The sequence below is a fragment of the Pseudomonas sp. GV047 genome (genome assembly GCF_003058245.1).
GTDB lineage: Bacteria > Pseudomonadota > Gammaproteobacteria > Pseudomonadales > Pseudomonadaceae > Aquipseudomonas > Aquipseudomonas marginalis.
In genome coordinates this window covers 848,045-867,789 of record NZ_QCWA01000001.1, presented here as the reverse complement: position 1 = coordinate 867,789, position 19,745 = coordinate 848,045, and the positions used below count along the sequence as shown (strand labels likewise).

Annotated in this window: 17 protein-coding genes; 12 read left to right on the top strand and 5 right to left on the bottom strand. The window is 62.0% G+C overall.

The annotated features are described in order from the left end of the window. The first annotated feature begins 25 nt into the window (after nucleotides 1–25). Complete coding sequence (locus C8K58_RS03985) at nucleotides 26–1,096, top strand: nitronate monooxygenase family protein (protein WP_108573086.1); 1,071 nt, start codon at nucleotides 26–28, stop codon at nucleotides 1,094–1,096. Here the strand turns inward: C8K58_RS03985 and C8K58_RS03980 are convergent. Further along, on the bottom strand, nucleotides 1,093–4,842 hold the full coding sequence (locus tag C8K58_RS03980; RefSeq protein WP_108573084.1) for a hypothetical protein: 3,750 nt from the start codon (nucleotides 4,840–4,842) through the stop codon (nucleotides 1,093–1,095). The genes C8K58_RS03985 and C8K58_RS03980 overlap by 4 nt on opposite strands. 232 nt (nucleotides 4,843–5,074) lie before the next feature. On the opposite strand from C8K58_RS03980, the gene modA reads away from it, so the two are divergent. The 6 genes from modA (at nucleotide 5,075) to C8K58_RS03950 (ending at nucleotide 11,263) form a co-directional block, all read left to right on the top strand. Further along, nucleotides 5,075–5,848, top strand: coding sequence for a molybdate ABC transporter substrate-binding protein (modA, locus tag C8K58_RS03975; RefSeq protein ID WP_027606598.1), 774 nt, complete (start codon nucleotides 5,075–5,077; stop codon nucleotides 5,846–5,848). After that, nucleotides 5,849–6,529: a molybdate ABC transporter permease subunit gene (modB, locus tag C8K58_RS03970; RefSeq protein WP_108573082.1), complete on the top strand. Its 681-nt coding sequence runs from the start codon at nucleotides 5,849–5,851 to the stop codon at nucleotides 6,527–6,529. It abuts the gene before it with no gap. A gap of 5 nt (nucleotides 6,530–6,534) precedes the next feature. Further along, nucleotides 6,535–7,614, top strand: coding sequence for a molybdenum ABC transporter ATP-binding protein (gene modC, locus C8K58_RS03965; RefSeq protein WP_027606600.1), 1,080 nt, complete (start codon nucleotides 6,535–6,537; stop codon nucleotides 7,612–7,614). A 79-nt stretch (nucleotides 7,615–7,693) separates the two neighbouring features. After that, nucleotides 7,694–8,743, top strand: a complete 1,050-nt coding sequence (locus tag C8K58_RS03960; protein ID WP_108573080.1) for a DNA topoisomerase IB — start codon at nucleotides 7,694–7,696, stop codon at nucleotides 8,741–8,743. Between the two features lie 123 nt (nucleotides 8,744–8,866). Beyond that, a complete protein-coding gene (locus C8K58_RS03955; protein ID WP_108573078.1) occupies nucleotides 8,867–10,489 on the top strand; it encodes an ABC-F family ATP-binding cassette domain-containing protein in 1,623 nt (540 codons plus the stop codon). Nucleotides 10,490–10,558: 69 nt separating this feature from the next. Continuing rightward, complete coding sequence (locus tag C8K58_RS03950) at nucleotides 10,559–11,263, top strand: YoaK family protein (protein ID WP_027606603.1); 705 nt, start codon at nucleotides 10,559–10,561, stop codon at nucleotides 11,261–11,263. A gap of 144 nt (nucleotides 11,264–11,407) precedes the next feature. On the opposite strand, the gene C8K58_RS03945 is transcribed toward C8K58_RS03950, so the two are convergent. The 4 genes from C8K58_RS03945 to C8K58_RS03930 all read right to left on the bottom strand — a co-directional run bounded on the left by C8K58_RS03945 (nucleotide 11,408) and on the right by C8K58_RS03930 (nucleotide 13,222). Further along, entirely contained in the window at nucleotides 11,408–11,761 is a 354-nt protein-coding gene (locus tag C8K58_RS03945) for a hypothetical protein (protein WP_027606604.1), read from the bottom strand. A 170-nt stretch (nucleotides 11,762–11,931) separates the two neighbouring features. Beyond that, nucleotides 11,932–12,243: an AzlD domain-containing protein gene (locus C8K58_RS03940; protein WP_027606605.1), complete on the bottom strand. Its 312-nt coding sequence runs from the start codon at nucleotides 12,241–12,243 to the stop codon at nucleotides 11,932–11,934. Next, nucleotides 12,240–12,935 (bottom strand): AzlC family ABC transporter permease, encoded by a 696-nt coding sequence (locus tag C8K58_RS03935; RefSeq protein ID WP_027606606.1) that lies wholly within the window; start codon nucleotides 12,933–12,935, stop codon nucleotides 12,240–12,242. The genes C8K58_RS03940 and C8K58_RS03935 overlap by 4 nt, the downstream gene beginning before the upstream one ends. Before the next feature lie 71 nt (nucleotides 12,936–13,006). Further along, nucleotides 13,007–13,222 (bottom strand): hypothetical protein, encoded by a 216-nt coding sequence (locus C8K58_RS03930; protein ID WP_025856028.1) that lies wholly within the window; start codon nucleotides 13,220–13,222, stop codon nucleotides 13,007–13,009. 176 nt (nucleotides 13,223–13,398) lie between these two features. Between C8K58_RS03930 and C8K58_RS03925 the strand changes: the two genes are divergently transcribed. The 5 genes from C8K58_RS03925 (at nucleotide 13,399) to mgtA (ending at nucleotide 19,693) form a co-directional block, all read left to right on the top strand. Then, nucleotides 13,399–13,755 carry a metalloregulator ArsR/SmtB family transcription factor gene (locus tag C8K58_RS03925; RefSeq protein ID WP_108573076.1) on the top strand — a complete coding sequence of 119 codons (357 nt, stop codon included), beginning with the start codon at nucleotides 13,399–13,401 and terminating at the stop codon, nucleotides 13,753–13,755. A 19-nt stretch (nucleotides 13,756–13,774) separates the two neighbouring features. Further along, nucleotides 13,775–15,058, top strand: a complete 1,284-nt coding sequence (locus tag C8K58_RS03920) for an arsenic transporter (protein WP_027606608.1) — start codon at nucleotides 13,775–13,777, stop codon at nucleotides 15,056–15,058. A gap of 13 nt (nucleotides 15,059–15,071) precedes the next feature. Further along, nucleotides 15,072–15,557 (top strand): arsenate reductase ArsC, encoded by a 486-nt coding sequence (locus C8K58_RS03915; protein WP_108573074.1) that lies wholly within the window; start codon nucleotides 15,072–15,074, stop codon nucleotides 15,555–15,557. 84 nt (nucleotides 15,558–15,641) lie between these two features. After that, a complete protein-coding gene (locus C8K58_RS03910; protein WP_092357932.1) occupies nucleotides 15,642–16,253 on the top strand; it encodes a LysE family transporter in 612 nt (203 codons plus the stop codon). Nucleotides 16,254–16,978: 725 nt separating this feature from the next. Continuing rightward, a complete protein-coding gene (gene mgtA / locus C8K58_RS03905) occupies nucleotides 16,979–19,693 on the top strand; it encodes a magnesium-translocating P-type ATPase (RefSeq protein ID WP_108573072.1) in 2,715 nt (904 codons plus the stop codon). The last annotated feature ends 52 nt before the right edge of the window (nucleotides 19,694–19,745 follow it).

The following is a 19,745-nucleotide window of genomic DNA, read 5'->3' as shown; positions in this document are numbered from 1 at the left end:
CTCACTGATACTGGAGACACGTCCCATGAGCACCTGGCCAGACACCCGTATTCTCGACCTGCTGGGCATCGACGTGCCCATCATCCAGGCACCGATGGCCGGTGCGACCAGCGCCGCCATGGTGATTGCCGCCAACCAGGCCGGCGCGCTGGGTTCGATTCCTGCGGCGATGCTGAGCATCGAGCAACTGCACGAAACCCTGGCCACCGTGCGCCATGCCAGCAGCGGGCCTATCAACGTCAATTTCTTCTGCCACCAGCCGCCGGAGCCGGACGAGGAGCGCAATCGCCACTGGAAAGCCTTGCTGGAACCCTACTACCGCGAACTGGGCGCCGATTTTGATGCGCCGACACCGGTCTCCAATCGCGCCCCGTTCAACGCGGCCAGTTGCGAAGTGGTGGAGCAACACCGCCCCGAGGTCGTGAGCTTTCATTTCGGCCTGCCGGAAAAAAACCTGCTGGAACGTGTCAAGGCGACCGGAGCCAAGGTGCTGTCCTCGGCCACCACGGTCGAGGAAGCGATCTGGTTGGAGCGGCACGGCTGCGACGCGATTATCGCCATGGGGTATGAGGCCGGCGGGCATCGGGGAATGTTCCTGGCTTCGGACCTGAGCAGCCAGATCGGCACGCTGGCCCTGGTCCCGCAAGTGGTGGACGCAGTGCGCATCCCGGTAATCGCCGCCGGTGGAATCGGCGATGCGCGCGGTATTGTCGCGGCCTTCGCCCTCGGGGCCTCGGCGGTGCAGATCGGCACTGCGTACCTGTTCACCCCGGAGGCGACGCTCAGCCGGGCCCACCATCTGGCCTTGCTGACGGCCCAGGCCAGTGGCACAGCGCTGACCAATCTGTTCACCGGGCGCCCTGCCCGTGGCCTCTTGAATCGCCTGATGCGTGAGCTGGGCCCGGTGAACCCGGCGGCGCCGGCCTTTCCTCTGGCAGGCGGCGCGCTGATGCCATTGAAGGCCAGGGAGGAAGCCGGTTTTGGCAGTCAGTGGGCCGGGCAGGCCGTCGGGCTCAAGCACGCACTGTCGACGCGCGAACTGACCACGCTGCTCGCCGCGCAAGCCCTCAAGACGCTTACCCGCACGCCGGACTAGAGCGGTACAGGTTCCGCAGGTCGCAGCCCGCTCAGGCGGTTTTCGTGGGCCTGGGTCAGTACCATGAAGCGCTTTTGCCGCAGGGCGTGGATACCGTAGATGATCCGGGCGAAGTGCTCGTTACTGTTCTCGTAGGGCTGGCAGGTCATGATCAGGGCGAAGAAGCAATCGGACTGCCGATGGGTGGCCATGGCGTTGATCAACTTCAACCCGATAGCAAACAGCGCCTGGCCGGTGCTCATGGAGAGTCGTTCGTAGCTGGCCCCCAGTACATGGTGTATCTGCACTTCGCGATGGGCGGCCAGCGTCTGGTGCAGGTAGTCGAGTTGCGACCTTGTACACAGGTCCGCACGGGCGCGATCCCCCGTGACATAGCGTTCGATTTCGCTGCGCAGCAAACTGCGCCAGTCGTCGTCTTCCTGGCCGGCCCGCAGTGCGATCCAGTCGACGCAATCGACCAGGGCGTTCTCCGCCGTGGCAATCGGGCTGGCGAGGCCCGATTGCAACTGATCCAGGTGAGCCAATGCCCCGCGCACCAACTCCGCCTCTTCTGCGATAACGCTGTCCATCAGCTCCACATACTCTTCCAGCGACTCGTGGCGCCAGCTCCGGAAAGCCCCCAGCAGATGCGCCCTGAGGTTGCCAACGACCGGCACTCCAACGGTACGGCGCAACATATCCTCGGACTCATCGATCAAGCCCCGCAGGTTACTGACCTGCAACAACAGGCCGGCGTGATCGAACGGCTGCGGCGTGCTTTGCAGCGCCGTTGTCAGTTGCGACGCGCCCCGTGGCAGCTCCCGGGAAAGTACATCCCATAGCCTCGGCAGTTGCCGTTGGATAGCGGTGATAAATCGCGGCGGACACGCGAGGACCGAATAGCTGCCGGTATTGAAGAAACGCCCCCAACTCACTCCCAGCCGGAACACCGTGTTGAGCTCAAGACTGGCCTCGATGACATTGGCGTAGAGCTTGTAGACCACCAATTTGCCGCTCGACGCCGGTGCTTGCTGCACGCGCTGCTCCCAGCCGGCGATGGAATCAAAATAGGCCAGTTGCTGCGCCGAAGGGTCCAGGCGCCCCAACCCCGTGTCCAGCACCGCCGCATCACTTTCATTACGAACCGACAGGGCAAAATGGCATTGGGGACGCGGGTCGTCCGGTTCGGCGAACAGCAAGACGCCGATAGCCTGGACGTCCCAGGACTGGCTTGACAGGTAGTCCGCACAGCGCTTGGACTCAACGAAGCCGCCTGTAGTAGAAGCCTCGGAGTCGCCCGCCAATTCGGCCAGTTTATTGGCGTCGCGATACAGCTTTTCCAGACGACCGCGCATGCCCAGCAGATCCGCTGATGTGGGCAGGAACAACGTGGAGGCGCTTGCCTGTTCCAGGGAAACAGGGGGGTCCGGGCGCTCACGGGATCTCAAGGCCGGCAACAGCAACTTCCCGGTCTGGGCCGACCGTTTCAACAGCGTGCGCAGTTGCCCCCGGGCCAGGGTAACGTCGGCAACCAGCTCCACCACGCCCAGCAAGACGCCCAACTTGCACTCATACACATAGGCGGCGTAATCCTCGGGTCGGTCCATGCTGCGGGCCAGTTGGTAGGAGAAGCTTGCGTCCGCGACATTGGCGATCAGGCCAACACCGCCGGACAACAGCAACGCCCCGACGCCCGATGCGGGACCGACCGCCGCTATCACCAGGCTGGACACCGCGCGGGTAGCGACCTTGAACATGCCCCATTTCGCCAGGCGCCGCTCTTCATCGGAGGAAAATACCGCGTAATTCATCATGTGCTTGAGTTCGCTGATACCGATCTCATACAGCGCATCGTTGATGTTCGTCACCTCCCGGAAAGACACCGGCTGCGGCGGTACGCGGCGGTAGTGGTAGCCGTAGCGCTTTTTCTGCGGATAGAAATCCGAGCGCTCCACGCTGAGTTTTTCCGGAAATGGCAGGTGGTGCGTGATAAACCGCATCAAGTCGTCACTGGGTTGCCCCGACACGCCGCTGGGCTGCCACACCGCCCAAGTGAGCTCTGCCATGTTCAGTGAGATGAGCAGCGCCTTCTGTGAACTGAGCTTGAGCACCAACGCATTGGGCACCACTTTTTCCCGGAACAGCAGCAGGCGCGGCTTGACTTCACCTTTGAGAAAACGATGGGCGAGTTCACGCAGGGACACATCCTGCTCAGCATCATCGACCAGGAATTGTGCCGCGCGGACCTTGGCCAAGGCCTCGCAGGTTTCGCCAAACAGTTGTTTGTAGTCGGTGTTGCGCGCCAGTTCGTCGATATCGGCGACAAAGGTTTCATACAGGATGTCGCGCAAGCGGCCCAGGGTGCGCACTTCCACGCTCGACAGCGGTTCCCCGCTGACATGGATGTTGGCGATGGTTTCCTGGAAATACGCTGTGCGCTGCGGCTCGCCCGTCAGCACTTGCAGGAAAGAAAAATGCTTGTAGCGCGGTGGCGCATAGGCGGTCATGCCCGCCGAATAGACCGGGTAGCCCACCTGGTATTTATAGCGAAACCGTTTTTCGTCCCTGAACCGATCCTGGGTACGTTGCGGCAGCCCGGACTTGTTCAGGCAGCGCTCGATAAGGTTCTGGATATAGTCCTTGGAGAGTTCGGCGTTCCACACACTGTTCAGCAGGTTGTCCCATTTTTGCCAGGCCTTGGGGGGCGTAACCGGCTGTGTCGACGTCGGCACGCCCTCCAGCCACTGTGCCAGGTCCCCAGGCAGTATCTGTATCGAAAAAGACGCCTGGGAGGCGTCGCTGCGCACGAACCAGAAATTCTGCTGGTCACTTTGAGCGCGGATCACGCCCTCTTCATCCATCACCCCGCAGTTCACCCAAGGACAACGGTGATTCAAATAAACCGCAAGATAATATTGCCAGCGTCCTGACGCTCGATATTCCTGGGCGACGGTGATCGAGTATTCCAGCGCCGGCGCACCGCCGGGAAGATTGCCGAGGGTCACCTTGAGCAATTGATTGGGCTCTATGTGAGTGTCTGGCAGCTGCACGTCCTTGAGTGTCCACCGCGGAAGGATACTCAAGATCGCAACCCCCACCGGCTCTTCGAAGGGTTTGAGCCACAGCCGGTTCTGGCTCGTATCGGCTGAATACTCGAAGCGGCTGCCTGATTGCGCACCAATGCGCATGCCCGGCCACTCCAGGCTGATCGCCTTGGGCCATTGGTTGGCCCCCCGGGATGTGGGAGGCAGGTCGAACCAGATTTCCGCCATCATTTCGGCGTAGGTGTTCCACACCGATAGCACCACCACCTCGGTCTTGAGTACCGCCTGGTACGGCATCACTAACTCATGCTGCACCCAAAAGCCCGCGTGGATCTGCCCACCGACGTGGATGCGACCGAGAAAAAATCGCGTGAAATTCAGCTCCCGTGCCACCTCGCCATAGAAATACGGCATCAGGACTTTGGTTTGTACGCTGTCGGTGTTTTGCTGTTTGCCTGCATATGCCTGCCAGGGAAACCGATCGTTGAGGATGTGCCACAGCGGCAACGAATCGTGCTCGACGATGATCGGCTGTCGCTGGCTGTCATCGGAATCGAATATCGAGAATTCGACGGGGATCAGGGCGTCTGCCCGGATCAGTGCCTTGGCCTGGGGTTCCAGCGTGGATTGAGCCACTACACGCTCTATCCATGCCTGCGTGTAAGCCTCGCTGCTCTCGGTGTTTGTCGCGCCCACGTCGATGTAAGCGTATTCCTTGCCCATGATGTGCTTCCGTTTCAGATCAATACGCCGCTCACTATCGCGTTGCGACCAGCGCCTGGCTGTCAGCCATGGGGGTATCGACGGGAGGAAATCTCGACCGCGCGCAGACATTGATTCCGCAGATGGATTTCTGCTTGCCATTTTTACGCTATATACCTATACATACAGCGCCTGGCAGCGCCCGTCCCTATAATCGGCACCAGGTTCTGCACCTTCTCAAACGGAGCCGTTCATGACTTTCAATACCCCTCGCTTTGTACCCACGTGCCTGGCGGCATTGGTTGCGTTGCTCGCGACCGCAGCGGCCCACGCCGATGAAGTCCAGGTGGCCGTAGCGGCCAACTTCACCGCACCGATCCAGGCGATTGCCGCCGACTTCGAAAAAGACACCGGCCACAAACTGGTCGCAGCCTACGGCGCCACCGGGCAGTTCTACACCCAGATCAAGAACGGCGCGCCGTTCGAAGTGTTCCTGAGTGCCGACGACACCACCCCGCAAAAGCTCGAAAGCGAAGGCGACACGGTCAAGGGCTCGCGCTTCACCTACGCCGTGGGCACCCTGGCGCTGTGGTCGGCCAAGGAAGGTTATGTAGACGCCAAGGGCGAGGTATTGAAGAAGAATGACTTCAAGCACCTGTCCATCGCCAACCCGAAAGCCGCGCCTTACGGCCTCGCCGCCACCCAGGTATTGGCCAAGGAAGGGTTGACCGAGCAGGTCAAGGACAAGCTCGTCGAAGGCCAGAACATCACCCAGGCCTTTCAGTTCGTTTCCACCGGCAACGCCGAGTTGGGTTTTGTGGCCTTGTCGCAGATCTATAAAGACGGCAAAGTCACCAGCGGCTCGGCCTGGATCGTCCCGGCCGCCCTGCACGACCCGATCAAGCAGGACGCGGTGATCCTCAACAAGGGCAAGGACAGCGCTGCAGCCAAGGCACTGGTCGAGTACCTCAAAGGGCCGAAAGCCGCTGCCGTCATCAAGTCCTACGGTTATGAGCTGAGCAAGTAAATGCCCCTGTCGAGTGCCGATTTTTCCGCAATCTGGTTGACCCTCAAACTGGCGTCACTGACCACCGTGATCCTGCTGATCATCGGCACTCCGATTGCCCTGTGGCTGTCGCGCACCCGTTCATGGTGGCGCGGCCCCATTGGCGCGGTGGTGGCCTTGCCATTGGTGCTGCCACCCACCGTCATCGGTTTCTACCTGCTGTTGACCATGGGCCCCCACGGCTACTTCGGCCAGTTCACCCAATGGCTGGGCCTGGGCACCCTCACCTTCAGCTTCGCCGGGCTGGTGATCGGTTCGGTGATCTATTCCATGCCGTTCGTGGTGCAGCCGTTGCAGAACGCCTTTTCCGCCATCGGCACACGCCCATTGGAGGTGGCCGCGACCCTGCGCGCCAATCTGTGGGATACCTTCTTCACGGTGATCCTGCCCCTGGCGCGCCCGGGGTTTATCACCGCGTCCATCCTGGGTTTTGCCCATACCGTCGGAGAATTCGGCGTAGTGCTGATGATCGGCGGCAATATCCCCGACAAGACCCGCGTGGTCTCGGTGCAGATCTACGATCATGTCGAAGCCATGGAGTATGCCCAGGCCCATTGGCTGGCCGGCGCCATGGTGGTGTTCGCGTTCCTCGTGTTGCTGGCGCTCTACTCCAGCCGTAAAACCAGGATGGGCTGGAGTTGATGCCGATGATCAATGTGCGCCTGAACTTGAAGTACACAGGCTTTGCCCTGGACGTGGACCTGCATGTGCCCGGCCGAGGGGTGACTGCGCTGTACGGGCATTCCGGCTCCGGCAAGACCACCTGCCTGCGCTGCATTGCCGGGCTGGAGCGGGCCGAAGATGGGTTTATCCAGATCAACGATGAAGTCTGGCAAGACAGCCGCAACGGTCTGTTCGTGCCGCCGCACAAGCGTGCGCTTGGCTACGTGTTCCAGGAGCCCAGCCTGTTCCCCCATCTGTCGGTGCGGGCCAACCTGGAGTTCGGCCTCAAGCGCATCCCGCGCTCGCAACGCCGGGTGGATATGCTCCAGGCCACGGAGTTGCTGGGGATCGGCCATCTGCTGGAGCGTCACCCCCAACACTTGTCCGGCGGCGAACGCCAGCGCATCGGTATCGCCCGTGCCCTGCTCACCAGCCCAAGACTCCTGTTGATGGATGAGCCCCTGGCCGCCCTCGACAGCAAGCGCAAAGGCGAAATCCTGCCCTACCTGGAACGCCTGCACGACGAACTGGACATCCCCGTGCTGTACGTCAGCCATGCCCAGGATGAGGTGGCGCGCCTGGCCGATCACATCGTCTTGCTCAGCGACGGCAAGGCCCTGGCCAGTGGTCCCATCGGCGAAACCCTGGCACGGCTCGACCTGCCCCTGGCGTTGGGGGACGACGCGGGCGTGGTGATCAATGGCAGCGTCAGCGCCTATGACGATCACTACCGTCTGCTCACGCTGCAACTGCCCGACAGCGCCCAGCACCTGCGCGTGGCCCATGCACCGCTGGCGTTGGGCAAGGTGTTGCGGGTCAAGGTACAGGCGCGCGACGTCAGCCTCAGCCTGCAGGCCGAAGAGCACAGCAGCATCCTCAACCGCCTGCCGGTGACGGTTACCCAGGAGATCGCGGCGGATAACAGCGCCCATGTGCTGGTGCGCCTGGACGCGGATGGCACGCCGTTGCTGGCACGGATCACGCGGTTCTCCCGCGACCAGTTGCAATTGCGGCCCGGCCAGGCGCTGTGGGCGCAGATCAAGGCGGTGGCCGTGCTGGCATAAGAAACCTTTTGGCACGACCGCACACGGCTGCGGTCAATCAGGAATACCGGCCTGATCCGTTGCCAAAGGAACCCGCACCATGCCCGACTCCGCGCTGCCCGCCGACCTGCCCCGCGACCTGCATTACGTTGACGACACCCAGCCCGGCATCCACCGCAAGCGAGTGCGCGGCAAGTTCCAGTACTTCGACGCCAAGGGCGAGCGCATCCGGGATGCCGATGAGATCAAGCGCCTGAACGCCCTCGCCGTCCCTCCGGCGTATACCGATGTGTGGATCTGCGCCGACCCGCGCGGGCACCTGCAAGCCACCGGCCGCGATGCCCGTGGACGCAAGCAATACCGCTATCACCCGCGCTGGCGTGAGGTGCGTGACAGCGACAAGTACGCGCGGCTGCAGGAGTTTGGCAACGCCCTGCCGAAACTGCGCAAGCAGCTCGAAGCGCAAATCGCCGAACCCGGCTTCACGCGCGAAAAAGTCCTGGCCACGGTGGTGTTGCTGCTGGACGCCACGCTGATCCGCGTCGGCAATACCCAATATGCGCGAGACAACAAATCCTACGGGCTGACCACCCTGCGCAACCGCCATGTGGATGTCAAAGGCAGCGAGATCCAGTTCCAGTTTCGCGGCAAGAGTGGCGTGGAGCACCAGGTCAGTGTCAAGGACCGGCGCCTGGCCACGGTGGTCAAGCGCTGCCTGGAGTTACCGGGGCAGAACCTGTTCCAGTACCTGGACGAAGACGGCGAGCGGCACACCGTCAGCTCCCATGACGTCAACGCCTACCTGCACGACCTTACCGGTGCCGACTTCACTGCCAAGGATTACCGCACCTGGGCCGGCACCGCCATGGCGCTGGCGGTGCTGCGGGAGTTGGAATGGCAACCGGAATCCGACGCCAAGCGGCATGTGGTGGCGATGGTCAAGGATGTCGCCAGGCAACTGGGCAATACGCCTGCGGTGTGCCGCAAGTGTTATATCCACCCGGCCGTACTCGAGCATTTCAGCCTGGGCGAATTGTCCAGGTTGCCCAAGCCGCGGGTGCGCAAAGGCCTGAAGGCCGAGGAAGTCGCCTTGGCGATGTTCCTTGAACAACTGGCCGCCGACTTGCCCGGCAATGCCAAGGCGGGTTAGGCTCTGGCTCCCTTCTGACTTCCGGGACGACCGCCGACGTGAATCACTAAGCCTTCCAGAATGTACCTGCAACGAGCCGCCTGGCGCGCTTGTTGGCCTGTCCGACATTTTTTGGAGGTGCTGATGACTGACGTCAACCGGCTGCCCGTATTGGTTTCCCTGCAACACCTGTGCTTCCAGTTCGCCAATGGCGAGACCCTGCTGGACGACCTGAACCTGTCCATCGACCACACGCCCATCGGGATTGTGGGACGCAATGGACGGGGCAAAAGTATCCTCGCCCAATTGATCGCCGGCGTGTTGCCCCCCTCCTCCGGCTCGCTCAAGCGCTCGGCCAGCGTGGCCTATGTCCCCCAGGACATGGCGGTTGCAGCGGAAGACACCGTCGCTGAGCTGACGGGCACCACGCCCGTGCTGGCGGCACTGGCACGCATGGCGGCAGGGACGGCGCAGGTCGATGACCTTGAGTTGATCGACAACCGCTGGGACCTTGCCGAACGCTTGCGCGCCGCACTGGATACGGCAGGCCTTGCGCAGCTGGGTGTGGATACGCCGGCCGATCAACTCAGTGGAGGGCAACTGGCGCGGCTCAGGCTGATCGGCGCCGTGCTGGCCGCACCGCAACTGCTGGTGCTCGATGAACCCACCAACCACCTCGACAGCGCCGGCCGCCGGTGGCTGCTGCACCTGTTGCAGGAATGGCGCGGCGGCCTGGTGGTGGTGAGCCACGACCGGCAAATACTCAACACCCTCGGGCGCATCATTGAACTGTCCCCACTCGGCCCTCACGTCTACGGCGGCAACTATGATGCCTATCGCCTGCAGCGCGACACCGAACAGCACGCCGCCGTCGCGGCGCTGGAACACGCACGCCTTGAGCGCAACCGCGAACGCCGGCGCGTGCAGAAAGACCATGACAGCCTGCAACGCCAGGCGGCGCGCTCCCGCAAGCACGCCGAGACGGCCAATGTGGACCGGTTTACCAAGGCGCGCTGGAAAAGCGCCGCCACCGAAGTCGTCGGCACCGTGCGCAGTGCCCATCACGCGTACAAACACGCGCTGGATGAGCAGGTGCGCCAAGCCTACGAGCGCGTGGTAGATGAAACGCCGACCCTGTTGGCCTTGCCGGGGTCGGTCGTGCCCAATGGCCGACAGGTGGTGGCCTTGACGGAGGTCCGGTTGCCCTGGCTGGAGCATCCCGCCCTCACACTCAACTTCACAGGGCCGGTGCGCGTGGCCGTGCAGGGACCGAACGGCTGCGGCAAATCCACCCTGCTCAAGGTACTGGCCGGCCAATTGCAGCCCGCCAGCGGTGAGTGCACGGTGCCGGTGCCCTGCGCGTATATCAACCAGCACCAGGCGCTGCTGGATGACCGACGCTCCCTCGTCGACCAACTCAATCTGCTCGACACACCGCTGCCCGAAGCCGAACTGCGTACGCGCCTGGCCTTGCTGCAACTGGATGCCCGGCGGGTCACCCAACCGACCGCGCAGCTCAGCGGCGGCGAGCGGTTGAAAGCCGCGATGGCGATTGCCCTGTGGGGTGAAACACCCGCGCAACTGCTGTTGCTTGATGAGCCCACCAACCACCTGGACCTGGAATCGGTGATCGCCTTTGAACAGGCGCTGCTGGGTTTCAGCGGGGCAATGATGGTTGTATCCCATGATGAGGCGTTCATCCAGGCGTTCGGGCCAACCCACCGTTTGCTCTGGCAACCTGAGGGTTGGCGACTGGAGTGTGTCTGAGGTCATTGCGCGCGCAATCAAAGCGTCCTAGGGTAGTGGCCGGATAATCTCACCGAGGAACCCGGCCCTATGCTGCCTTCGCCCAACAAGCCTTATGCCAATGCCGCACTGGCCCATCAAAAGCGCTGGCGCGGCCGCGTCGGCCTGATGCTGGTGGCCAGCCTTTCGGTATTGGCGGGCATGACTGACGCCATCGGCTTCATGGCCAGCGGCGACTTTGTTTCGTTCATGAGCGGCAACACCACGCGCCTGGCAGTGGCCATCAGTGTGGGGGATCTCGGCTTGACCGCACGTCTGCTGTTGCTGGTCGCCACATTTGTCGCCGGTAACGCCTTGGGTGTAGTGGTCGGCCGTCTCAGCCGGCGCCATGCCCTGCCCCTGTTGCTGTGTATCGCCACCTTGCTCTGCGGCGCAGCCTTGCTGCCCTTCGCTGACACCTTGCCGGCGCTGCTGGCGGCGATCATTGCGATGGGCATGCTCAACGCAGCCGTGGAAGAGGTCAACGGCTTGCCGGTGGGGCTGACCTACGTGACCGGGGCACTGTCACGCTTTGGGCGCGGGCTGGGACGCTGGATGCTGGGGGAGCGCCGCAACGGTTGGCGGGTGCAACTGATTCCGTGGGCGGGGATGTTTGTCGGCGCGGTGATTGGCGCGCTGCTGGAGCAGCACATGGGGCTGAGGGCGCTGGTGGTCAGCGGTGTATTGGCCGGCGTGTTGGGGCTGGTGTCGCTGAAGATTCCCCGGCGCTGGCATTTGGGTTTTATGCCGCGATAAGGACTAAAGGTGCCCGCCCGACGGTAAGGCCTCGACGTCCGTGTACTGGTAAAGAGCCATTATGTCGGGCGGGCGGATTGAATCATAAGCGAATGTCCGGCGGCTGTCCCGCCGGGCGTTTCCTGAAATGACTAAGGCAACGGATTACAGGCAGGTCGCAAGTGCAGCCAAGCGACGCTTGGCCGGCATCGTATCTTCAACGGCGTAGTACTTGACGGACGAACCGGCACCGGCGCTTTGCACGTCGACGAAGTAATCGCCACCCGTCGTATAGACGGTGAAACCACCGGCCCCGTTCGGCTCTTTGAAGCCACCGGCGTCGACGCCAAACACGCTTTCATCCTGCCAGCCAAACTGGATGCACTCGGCAACCACCAGCGTGGCCTTGTCCGATGCCATGGCCTTGTAGGGAGCCCCCAGGCGCGCCTCGTTCATCTTCGAACCCGCGCAACCGGCCAGTGCCGTCAATACCAATGCGCCCATTACCACCTTGTGCATGCCCTTGCCTCGTTGGAAAAAACGCGACTGTACCATTGCCGCAAGGCTGACTGACGCCCCCATGAATTTTGTTTCACTGTGGAGGGAGAATATGCCGCCTATAGTGGCCTGGCTCATTTTTAGAAGTGTCCTTCTGCCCGCCCTCCCGCGGGCTTTTTTTCGCCTGCGCTTCAGAGCCACCAGCGAAACAGGTAGAACAACGCCATGCTCAGCAGCACGGTCATCAATACGTTGCGCGTCCAGAACATCAGCGCCACGGCGCAGATACCGGCCAGCAAGTACGGATTGGCCGGGCTCAGGTTGAGCTGGTGATCAGCCAGGAAAATAATCGGCCCGCAGATCGCCGTGAGCATGCCCGGCACCGCAAACCCGAGAAACTCCCGTGCCCCACGGCTGAGGCGCACCGGCAGGCGCGGCTCGATAAACAGATAACGGTTGAAAAAAACCACCAGGCCCATGGCCACAATCATCAGGTAAATCATCGCTGCCCAACCCCCAGGCGTTTGCAGAAAAACCCTGCGCTCATGCCGAGCACACCCGACACCACCACCGCCGACTCCCAGTGCAGGAAGCTCAGCCATACCGAAAACAACAACGACACCGCCACGCAGACCACCGTCGGCACATCGCGTACCACCGGGGTGATCAGCGCGATAAAGGTGGCGGCGATGGAGAACTCCAGGCCCAACTGATCAAGGCCTGGGATGCTTTTGCCCAGCACGATACCGGCCAGGGTGAACAGGTTCCAGGCGATGTAAAACGTCAGGCCAACGCCCAGGGCGTACCAGCGATTGAAGGTTTCACGGTCATAGTGGTTGACCAGCGCAAAGAACTCATCGGTCAGCAGAAAGCCCAGGCTCATGCGCCAGCGCGTCTTGAGCGGCGAAAGAATCGGGCGCAGGTGCATGCCATACAGCAGGTGCTGGGAGGTCAGCAGCAAGGTGGTCAACACGATGGAAATCAGGCTCGCACCGCTCTTGACCATGCCAATGGCGACCAACTGCGCAGCGCCGGCAAACACAATGGCGGACAAGCCCTGGGCTTGCAGTGGCGTGAATTGCGCATCGATGGCCATGGAACCGGCCAGCAGCCCCCAGGGCGCACAGGCCAGGGACAGGGGAATGACGGCGATTGCACCGCGAGCGAAGGCGTAATGAGGTAAGGCAGCAGGCATGGAAACGGCTCATCGACAGACAGTCCACAAGCATGCCAGCGCAAGATGGAGCTTGTCTTGAACGATCTTGCTCAGGCGAGCCTGACCGACACCTGCTCCACCGAGTCCCGCGCTTCACGCAGTTCGTGAGCGTCCTGGTTGAGCCGGTGAATGGTGTTGAGCAAGCGCTGGCGCAGCACTTCATCGCCGAGCTTTTCAACGGCACGCATCAGGTCGAATGCCGCGGTTTCGTTATTTTCCGCGACGGAATCCAGGGTTTTGCGCAGGTTGCGAGTGGCACGGGTCACGCGGGTCTTCCTTCATCAGCAATGGGGAGGCACTTTAGGACATTCGTGTTTCATTTTAATTTCAATCACTTGTGGCAGTTTTCCCGAGGTTTGATCCATATCAATTGAAACAGGATTTGACCGGAACATATGGATATACGTATATTCGAATTTCCATATGTATGTAGGCAATGGTCATGTCGGACCCCCTTACACCGCCCACCCTGTTCAAATGCCTGGCCGACGCCACTCGCGCACGCCTGACGCTATTGATTCAGCGTGAAGGCGAACTTTGCGTGTGCGAACTGATCCATGCCTTGGACGACAGCCAGCCAAAAATCTCCCGCCACCTGGCGCAACTGCGCAGTTGCGGTGTGCTGCTGGATCGTCGCCAGGGCCAATGGATCTACTACCGCGTCAACCCGGCACTGCCCGATTGGGTAACCCAGGTGCTGGACGTCACCCTGCAAGCCAACCAGCCATGGCTGCACAACGACACACAGCGTCTGGATGCCATGGGCGACAGACCACAACGAGACAGCACCTGCTGCTGAGCCACCGGAGCGTTAATTCATGCTTGTCGCAGTCGCCATTTTTATCTTCACCATCGTCCTGGTCATCTGGCAGCCCAAGGGTCTCGGAGTGGGCTGGAGCGCCACGATGGGCGCGATCCTGGCACTGGCCTGTGGCGTGATCAGCCTGGCGGATATCCCGGCGGTCTGGCACATCATCTGGAATGCCACCGGGACGTTTGTCGCACTGATCATCATCAGCCTGCTGCTGGACGAAGCCGGGTTCTTTGCCTGGACGGCACTGCATGTGGCGCGCTGGGGGCGCGGGCGTGGCCGGCGCTTGTTTGCCTATATGGTGCTGCTCGGCGCCCTGGTGTCGGCGCTGTTTGCCAACGACGGCGCGGCGCTGATCCTCACCCCCATCGTGATGTCGATGCTGCTGGCGCTGCGCTTTTCGCCGGCGGCGACCCTGGCGTTTGTGATGGGCGCGGGGTTTATCGCTGACACGGCGAGCCTGCCGCTGGTGGTGTCGAACCTGGTGAACATCGTCTCGGCGGACTATTTCAAGATCGGCTTCAACGAATATGCCGCGGTCATGGTGCCGGTCAACGTCGTCAGTGTCGCCGCCACCCTGGCGGTGCTGCTGTGGTTCTTCCGCCGCGATATTCCCCAGGCCTACGACCCCGCCGACCTGGCAGACCCCGCCAGCGCGATCCACGACCGCGCCACCTTCCGCGCCGGTTGGTGGGTGCTCGGCATCCTGCTGATCGGCTGCTTTGCCCTGGAACCCCTGGGCATTCCCATCAGCGCGATTTCCGCGGTGTGCGCCGTGCTCCTGCTGGTGATCGCCGCCAAGGGCCACAAGATCTCCACGCGCAAGGTGCTGAAGGAAGCCCCGTGGCAGATCGTGGTGTTTTCCCTGGGGATGTACCTGGTGGTCTACGGCTTGCGTAACGCCGGCCTCACCACCTACCTGGCGACCTGGCTCGATACCTTTGCCACTTACGGCGTATGGGGTGCGGCCATGGGCACCGGCGTGCTGACGGCCTTGTTGTCCTCGGCGATGAATAACCTGCCGACGGTATTGATCGGTGCGCTGTCCATCGAATCCAGCCATGCCGTGGGCGTGGTCAAGGACGCGATGATCTACGCCAACGTGATCGGCAGCGACCTGGGCCCGAAAATCACCCCCATCGGCAGCCTGGCCACCCTGTTGTGGCTGCATATCCTGGCGCGCAAGGGCATCACCATCACCTGGGGCTACTACTTCAAGGTCGGGATTGTGCTGACCTTGCCGGTGCTGCTGATCACCCTCGCCGCCCTCGCGTTGCGCCTGAGCATCTAACGGAGAAACCGCAATGAAAGTCCTGTTCATGTGCACCGCCAACAGCTGTCGCAGCATCTTGTCCGAGGCGATGTTCAACCACCTGGCCCCCCAGGGTTTTGCCGCGATCAGCTCCGGCAGCTTTCCCAAGGGCCAGGTCCTGCCGCGCAGCCTGAGCACGTTGCAGGCAGCGGGTATCCGCACCGAAGGCTTGTACAGCAAGGGCAATGATGCGTTTGAAGGCAGCCCGCCGGATGTGGTCATCACCGTCTGCGACAAGGCGGCGGGGGAAGCCTGCCCGGTGTATTTCGGGCCGGCGGTGAAGGCGCATTGGGGCTTGGCAGATCCCTCGGACGTTCAAGGTGATCAGGCCAGCATCCAGGCGGCATTCGATGCCACGCTGGAGACCATCGCCAGCCGTTGCCGGGCGTTTTTCGTCCTGCCCTTTGCCCGCCTCAGCCCTGGCGAGCTGAAGGTCGAACTCGAGCGCATAGCGCTGCTGGACATGAACACACCCTGACGGCTGGATGGATCCGCTGCGGCGATATGGATTCCCAGCCCTCTGCCAGCGTATGCTCTCGCACTTTCCTGAAAGGACGCGGGCATGCTGACGATCTTTTTTTACGCACTGGTATTCGGTTTTGTGTTTTGCCTCTCCCCCGGCGCGGTGCTGGCGGAGACCTTGCGCCGTGGCTTGCTGCACGGGTTTACGCCAGCCCTGCTTGTGCAGTTTGGCTCGCTGGTAGGCGATGCCGTGTGGGCGGTGATCGGCCTCACCGGCATCGCACTGTTGATCCAACATGACACCGTGCGCGTGCCGCTGACGATCATCTGCGCGCTGTACCTGGCGTGGCTGGGCGTACGCAGCCTGATCGACGCCTGGCACTTGCCCGAAGCCGATGATGCGCCGGCCAGTACTCGGCAAAATGCGCTGGCCGTGGGCGCGGCGATTTCCCTGGCCAACCCGAAAAACATCGTCTACTGGGGGGCACTGGGCAGCGCGCTGTCAGGCATCGTCGGCGCTACGCCCAGCCATGGGCAGACGCTGATGTTTTTCGCCGGCTTCATGTTGGCTTCGGTACTGTCATGTTTTCTGATCGCCGCACTGGTGAACCTGCTGCGCAAGAATGCATCGCCCATGTGGCAACGCATCAGTTATGGCGCCTGCGGGTTGGTATTGATCTATCTGGCCGTTCTCGCCGCACAGGGCGTATGAAGTTATATATCGGGTAACTTTCGAGTGTCTCTTGTCTGAATGAACTCTGAACACCGGGCTATTTAATTAATCATACGTTGACATTTTGTAACTGCCTGAGTAGATTGCCCCTGCCCGCAACTGGGGCCTTTTTTAACCCTCACAAAAGAAGCCAATGGACACAGTATCCAGTCGCTGTCCGAGCACCGCCCTGGCGGGCATCGGGCGCCCAATCCAGAACATGACAGGACTCGCCTCCCCGGTCCGGTAAGCTGCGCTGGAGCTTGATGCTCCGCCGTCACTGCCTCGCCGGTCGCCCGTCCGGTCCCGAGGTGTGTTATGACCTTCCCAACCCTTGCTTTGCCCGATGTACCCACACTGGCCGCAGCCTTGCGAGCCAAGCGTTGCCATGCCCGCGTGGTTTTTCTGCCACGACGCACGCCCGGCGTTGCCCCCTCCCCCAAAGACCCGCAGAGACCGCCGCTTTTCAGCCTGGGATAGTGCAGAGCGCCCGCGCCGTTCAATCCCGCTGAAACAATAACTTCCTGATCAAGTCCCTGGAGTTCTTTATGAAACTTTCCAGTTGTAGTTCGCTGCGCGCCTTATAACTAACGCGCCAGTAGAAGTTATCCAAGCATCTTATTTAAACCGATCGCGAAGTCAGCGACTCGGCATGCTTTCGCTCGCCTGTATTCAGGCAAGTACCGGGTATGTTTTGTCGAGAATTGGCGACAGGAGCACAGACAATGAGCGCCGTAAAAAACACGCCACTGCAAAAGAAAACCGGCACCGCCAGCGACACCAAACTGTCGATGCGTGCCGCCCGCGAAGCCCACAACGGCCTGTCGGCCACCCTGGCCAACGTACGCGCCACCCAGGATGGCCTGACCGAACTGGACGCCACTGCCCGCCTGCACCGGGAAGGCCACAACGAAGTGGCTCATGACAAGCCGCCTCACGCCATCGTGCAATTCCTGCAGGCCCTGAACAACCCGTTCATCTACGTGTTGCTGACCCTGGGCGGCATCAGCTTTTTCACCGACTGCTGGCTGCCGATGCAGGACGGCGAGGAAGCCGACCCCACCAAGGTCGTCATTATCATGACCATGGTCCTGCTCAGCAGCCTGCTGCGCTTCTGGCAGGAGCACCGTTCGGCCAAGTCCGCCGAAGCCTTGAAAGCCATGGTTCGCACCACTGCCACGGTGCTGCGCCGTGAGCAAGTGGGCAGCCAGCCCACCCTGCGCGAAGTGCCGATGCGCGAGTTGGTGGCCGGCGATATCGTGCAGTTGTCGGCTGGTGACATGATCCCTGCCGACATCCGCCTGATCGAGTCCCGCGACCTGTTTATCAGCCAGGCGGTGCTCACCGGCGAAGCCTTGCCGGTGGAGAAGTACGACACCCTCGGCGACGTCACGCAAAAATCCGCCGGGCCGGTAGCCGCCGACCAGGGCAACCTGCTGGACCTGCCGAACATCTGCTTCATGGGCACCAATGTGGTCAGCGGCCGCGCCAAAGCCGTGGTGGTGGCGACCGGGCCGCGCACCTACTTTGGCTCCCTGGCCAAGGCGATTGTCGGCTCCCGGGTACAGACCGCATTCGATCGCGGGGTGAACAGCGTCAGCTGGCTGCTGATCCGCTTCATGCTGGTGATGGTACCGATCGTGTTCTTCCTCAACGGCTTCTCCAAGGGCGACTGGGGCGATGCATTTTTGTTCGCCCTGGCGGTCGCCGTGGGCCTGACCCCGGAAATGCTGCCGATGATCGTCAGCGCCAACCTGGCCAAGGGCGCCACGGCGATGGCCAAGCGCAAAGTAGTGGTCAAGCGCCTCAACGCGATCCAGAACTTCGGCTCGATGGACGTGCTGTGCACTGACAAGACCGGCACCCTGACCCAGGACAAGATCATCCTCGAGCATCACGTCAACGCCTTCGGCCAGCGCGATGATGCGGTGCTGTCCCTGGCCTGGCTCAACAGCTACCACCAGAGCGGCATGAAAAACCTGATGGACCAGGCCGTGGTGCAGTTCTCGGAGCAGAACCCCAGGTTCCAGGTGCCGTTTGCCTACAGCAAGGTCGATGAATTGCCGTTCGACTTTGTACGCCGTCGCCTGTCCATCGTGGTCAAGGACGCTGCCCACGACCACCTGCTGGTGTGCAAAGGCGCCGCCGAGGAGATGCTGGACATTGCCACCCACGTGATGGAGGCCGGCAGTGCAGTGCCTCTGGATGAGCGCCGCCGCGAGGAATTGCTGGCGATCGCCAATGACTACAACGAAGACGGCTTCCGCGTGCTGGTGGTGGCCACGCGCAACATTCCCAAGGCCCTGGCCCGCCAGCAGTACACCACCGACGATGAGCGCAACCTGGTGATCCAGGGCTTCCTGACCTTCCTCGATCCGCCCAAGGAAACCGCCGGCCCGGCGATTGCAGCCCTGCAGCAGATCGGCGTGGCGGTCAAAGTCCTTACCGGCGACAACGCCGTGGTCACCAGCAAGATCTGCCGCCAGGTCGGCCTCGAGCCAGGCCGGCCGCTGCTGGGGGTGGAGATCGAGCTTATAGACGACGCCACCCTGGCGCGCCATGTGGAGGAGCGCACGGTATTTGCCAAGCTCACGCCGCTGCAGAAATCCCGGGTGCTCAAGGCCTTGCAAGCCAACGACCACACCGTCGGCTTCCTCGGCGACGGCATCAACGATGCACCGGCATTGCGGGATGCCGACGTGGGTATCTCGGTGGACAGCGGCACGGACATCGCCAAGGAATCGGCCGACATCATCCTGCTCGAAAAGAGCCTGATGGTGCTGGAAGAAGGCGTGCTCAAAGGCCGCGAAACCTTCGGCAATATCATGAAGTACCTGAACATGACCGCCAGCTCCAACTTCGGCAACGTGTTTTCGGTGCTGGTGGCCAGTGCATTCATCCCGTTCCTGCCGATGCTGTCGATCCATCTGCTGCTGCAGAACCTGATGTACGACATCTCCCAGCTGGCCCTGCCGTGGGACAAGATGGACAAGGAGTACCTGGCCAAACCACGCAAGTGGGACGCCAGGAACATCGGCCGCTTCATGATCTGGATCGGGCCGACCTCGTCGATCTTCGACATCACCACCTTTGCCCTGATGTGGTACGTGTTCGCCGCCAACAGCGTGGAAATGCAGACCCTGTTCCAGTCCGGCTGGTTTATCGAGGGCCTGCTTTCGCAAACCCTGGTGGTGCATATGCTGCGCACCCGCAAGATTCCGTTCTTCCAGAGCACGGCCGCATGGCCGGTATTGATGATGACCGGCGTGGTGATTGCGCTGGGCATCTACGTACCGTTCTCGCCCCTGGGCGCCCTGGTAGGCCTGCAACCGCTGCCGCTGGCGTACTTCCCGTGGCTGGTCGGCACGCTGCTCAGCTATTGCTGCGTGGCCCAACTGATGAAAACCCTCTACATCCGCCGCTTCAAGCAGTGGTACTGAGTTCCCCCGCCGTTTAAACGGTGGCGGTCGCCCGGCCGCCACCGTGCATTAC

Bases quoted from the DNA above. Each gene is read 5' to 3' on its own strand.
- C8K58_RS03985 (WP_108573086.1), top strand. From the start codon at position 26: ATGAGCACCTGGCCAGACACCCGTATTCTCGACCTGCTGGGCATCGAC.
- C8K58_RS03980 (WP_108573084.1), bottom strand. From the start codon at position 4,842: ATGGGCAAGGAATACGCTTACATCGACGTGGGCGCGACAAACACCGAG.
- modA (WP_027606598.1), top strand. From the start codon at position 5,075: ATGACTTTCAATACCCCTCGCTTTGTACCCACGTGCCTGGCGGCATTG.
- modB (WP_108573082.1), top strand. From the start codon at position 5,849: ATGCCCCTGTCGAGTGCCGATTTTTCCGCAATCTGGTTGACCCTCAAA.
- modC (WP_027606600.1), top strand. From the start codon at position 6,535: ATGATCAATGTGCGCCTGAACTTGAAGTACACAGGCTTTGCCCTGGAC.
- C8K58_RS03960 (WP_108573080.1), top strand. From the start codon at position 7,694: ATGCCCGACTCCGCGCTGCCCGCCGACCTGCCCCGCGACCTGCATTAC.
- C8K58_RS03955 (WP_108573078.1), top strand. From the start codon at position 8,867: ATGACTGACGTCAACCGGCTGCCCGTATTGGTTTCCCTGCAACACCTG.
- C8K58_RS03950 (WP_027606603.1), top strand. From the start codon at position 10,559: ATGCTGCCTTCGCCCAACAAGCCTTATGCCAATGCCGCACTGGCCCAT.
- C8K58_RS03945 (WP_027606604.1), bottom strand. From the start codon at position 11,761: ATGCACAAGGTGGTAATGGGCGCATTGGTATTGACGGCACTGGCCGGT.
- C8K58_RS03940 (WP_027606605.1), bottom strand. From the start codon at position 12,243: ATGATTTACCTGATGATTGTGGCCATGGGCCTGGTGGTTTTTTTCAAC.
- C8K58_RS03935 (WP_027606606.1), bottom strand. From the start codon at position 12,935: ATGCCTGCTGCCTTACCTCATTACGCCTTCGCTCGCGGTGCAATCGCC.
- C8K58_RS03925 (WP_108573076.1), top strand. From the start codon at position 13,399: ATGTCGGACCCCCTTACACCGCCCACCCTGTTCAAATGCCTGGCCGAC.
- C8K58_RS03920 (WP_027606608.1), top strand. From the start codon at position 13,775: ATGCTTGTCGCAGTCGCCATTTTTATCTTCACCATCGTCCTGGTCATC.
- C8K58_RS03915 (WP_108573074.1), top strand. From the start codon at position 15,072: ATGAAAGTCCTGTTCATGTGCACCGCCAACAGCTGTCGCAGCATCTTG.
- C8K58_RS03910 (WP_092357932.1), top strand. From the start codon at position 15,642: ATGCTGACGATCTTTTTTTACGCACTGGTATTCGGTTTTGTGTTTTGC.
- mgtA (WP_108573072.1), top strand. From the start codon at position 16,979: ATGAGCGCCGTAAAAAACACGCCACTGCAAAAGAAAACCGGCACCGCC.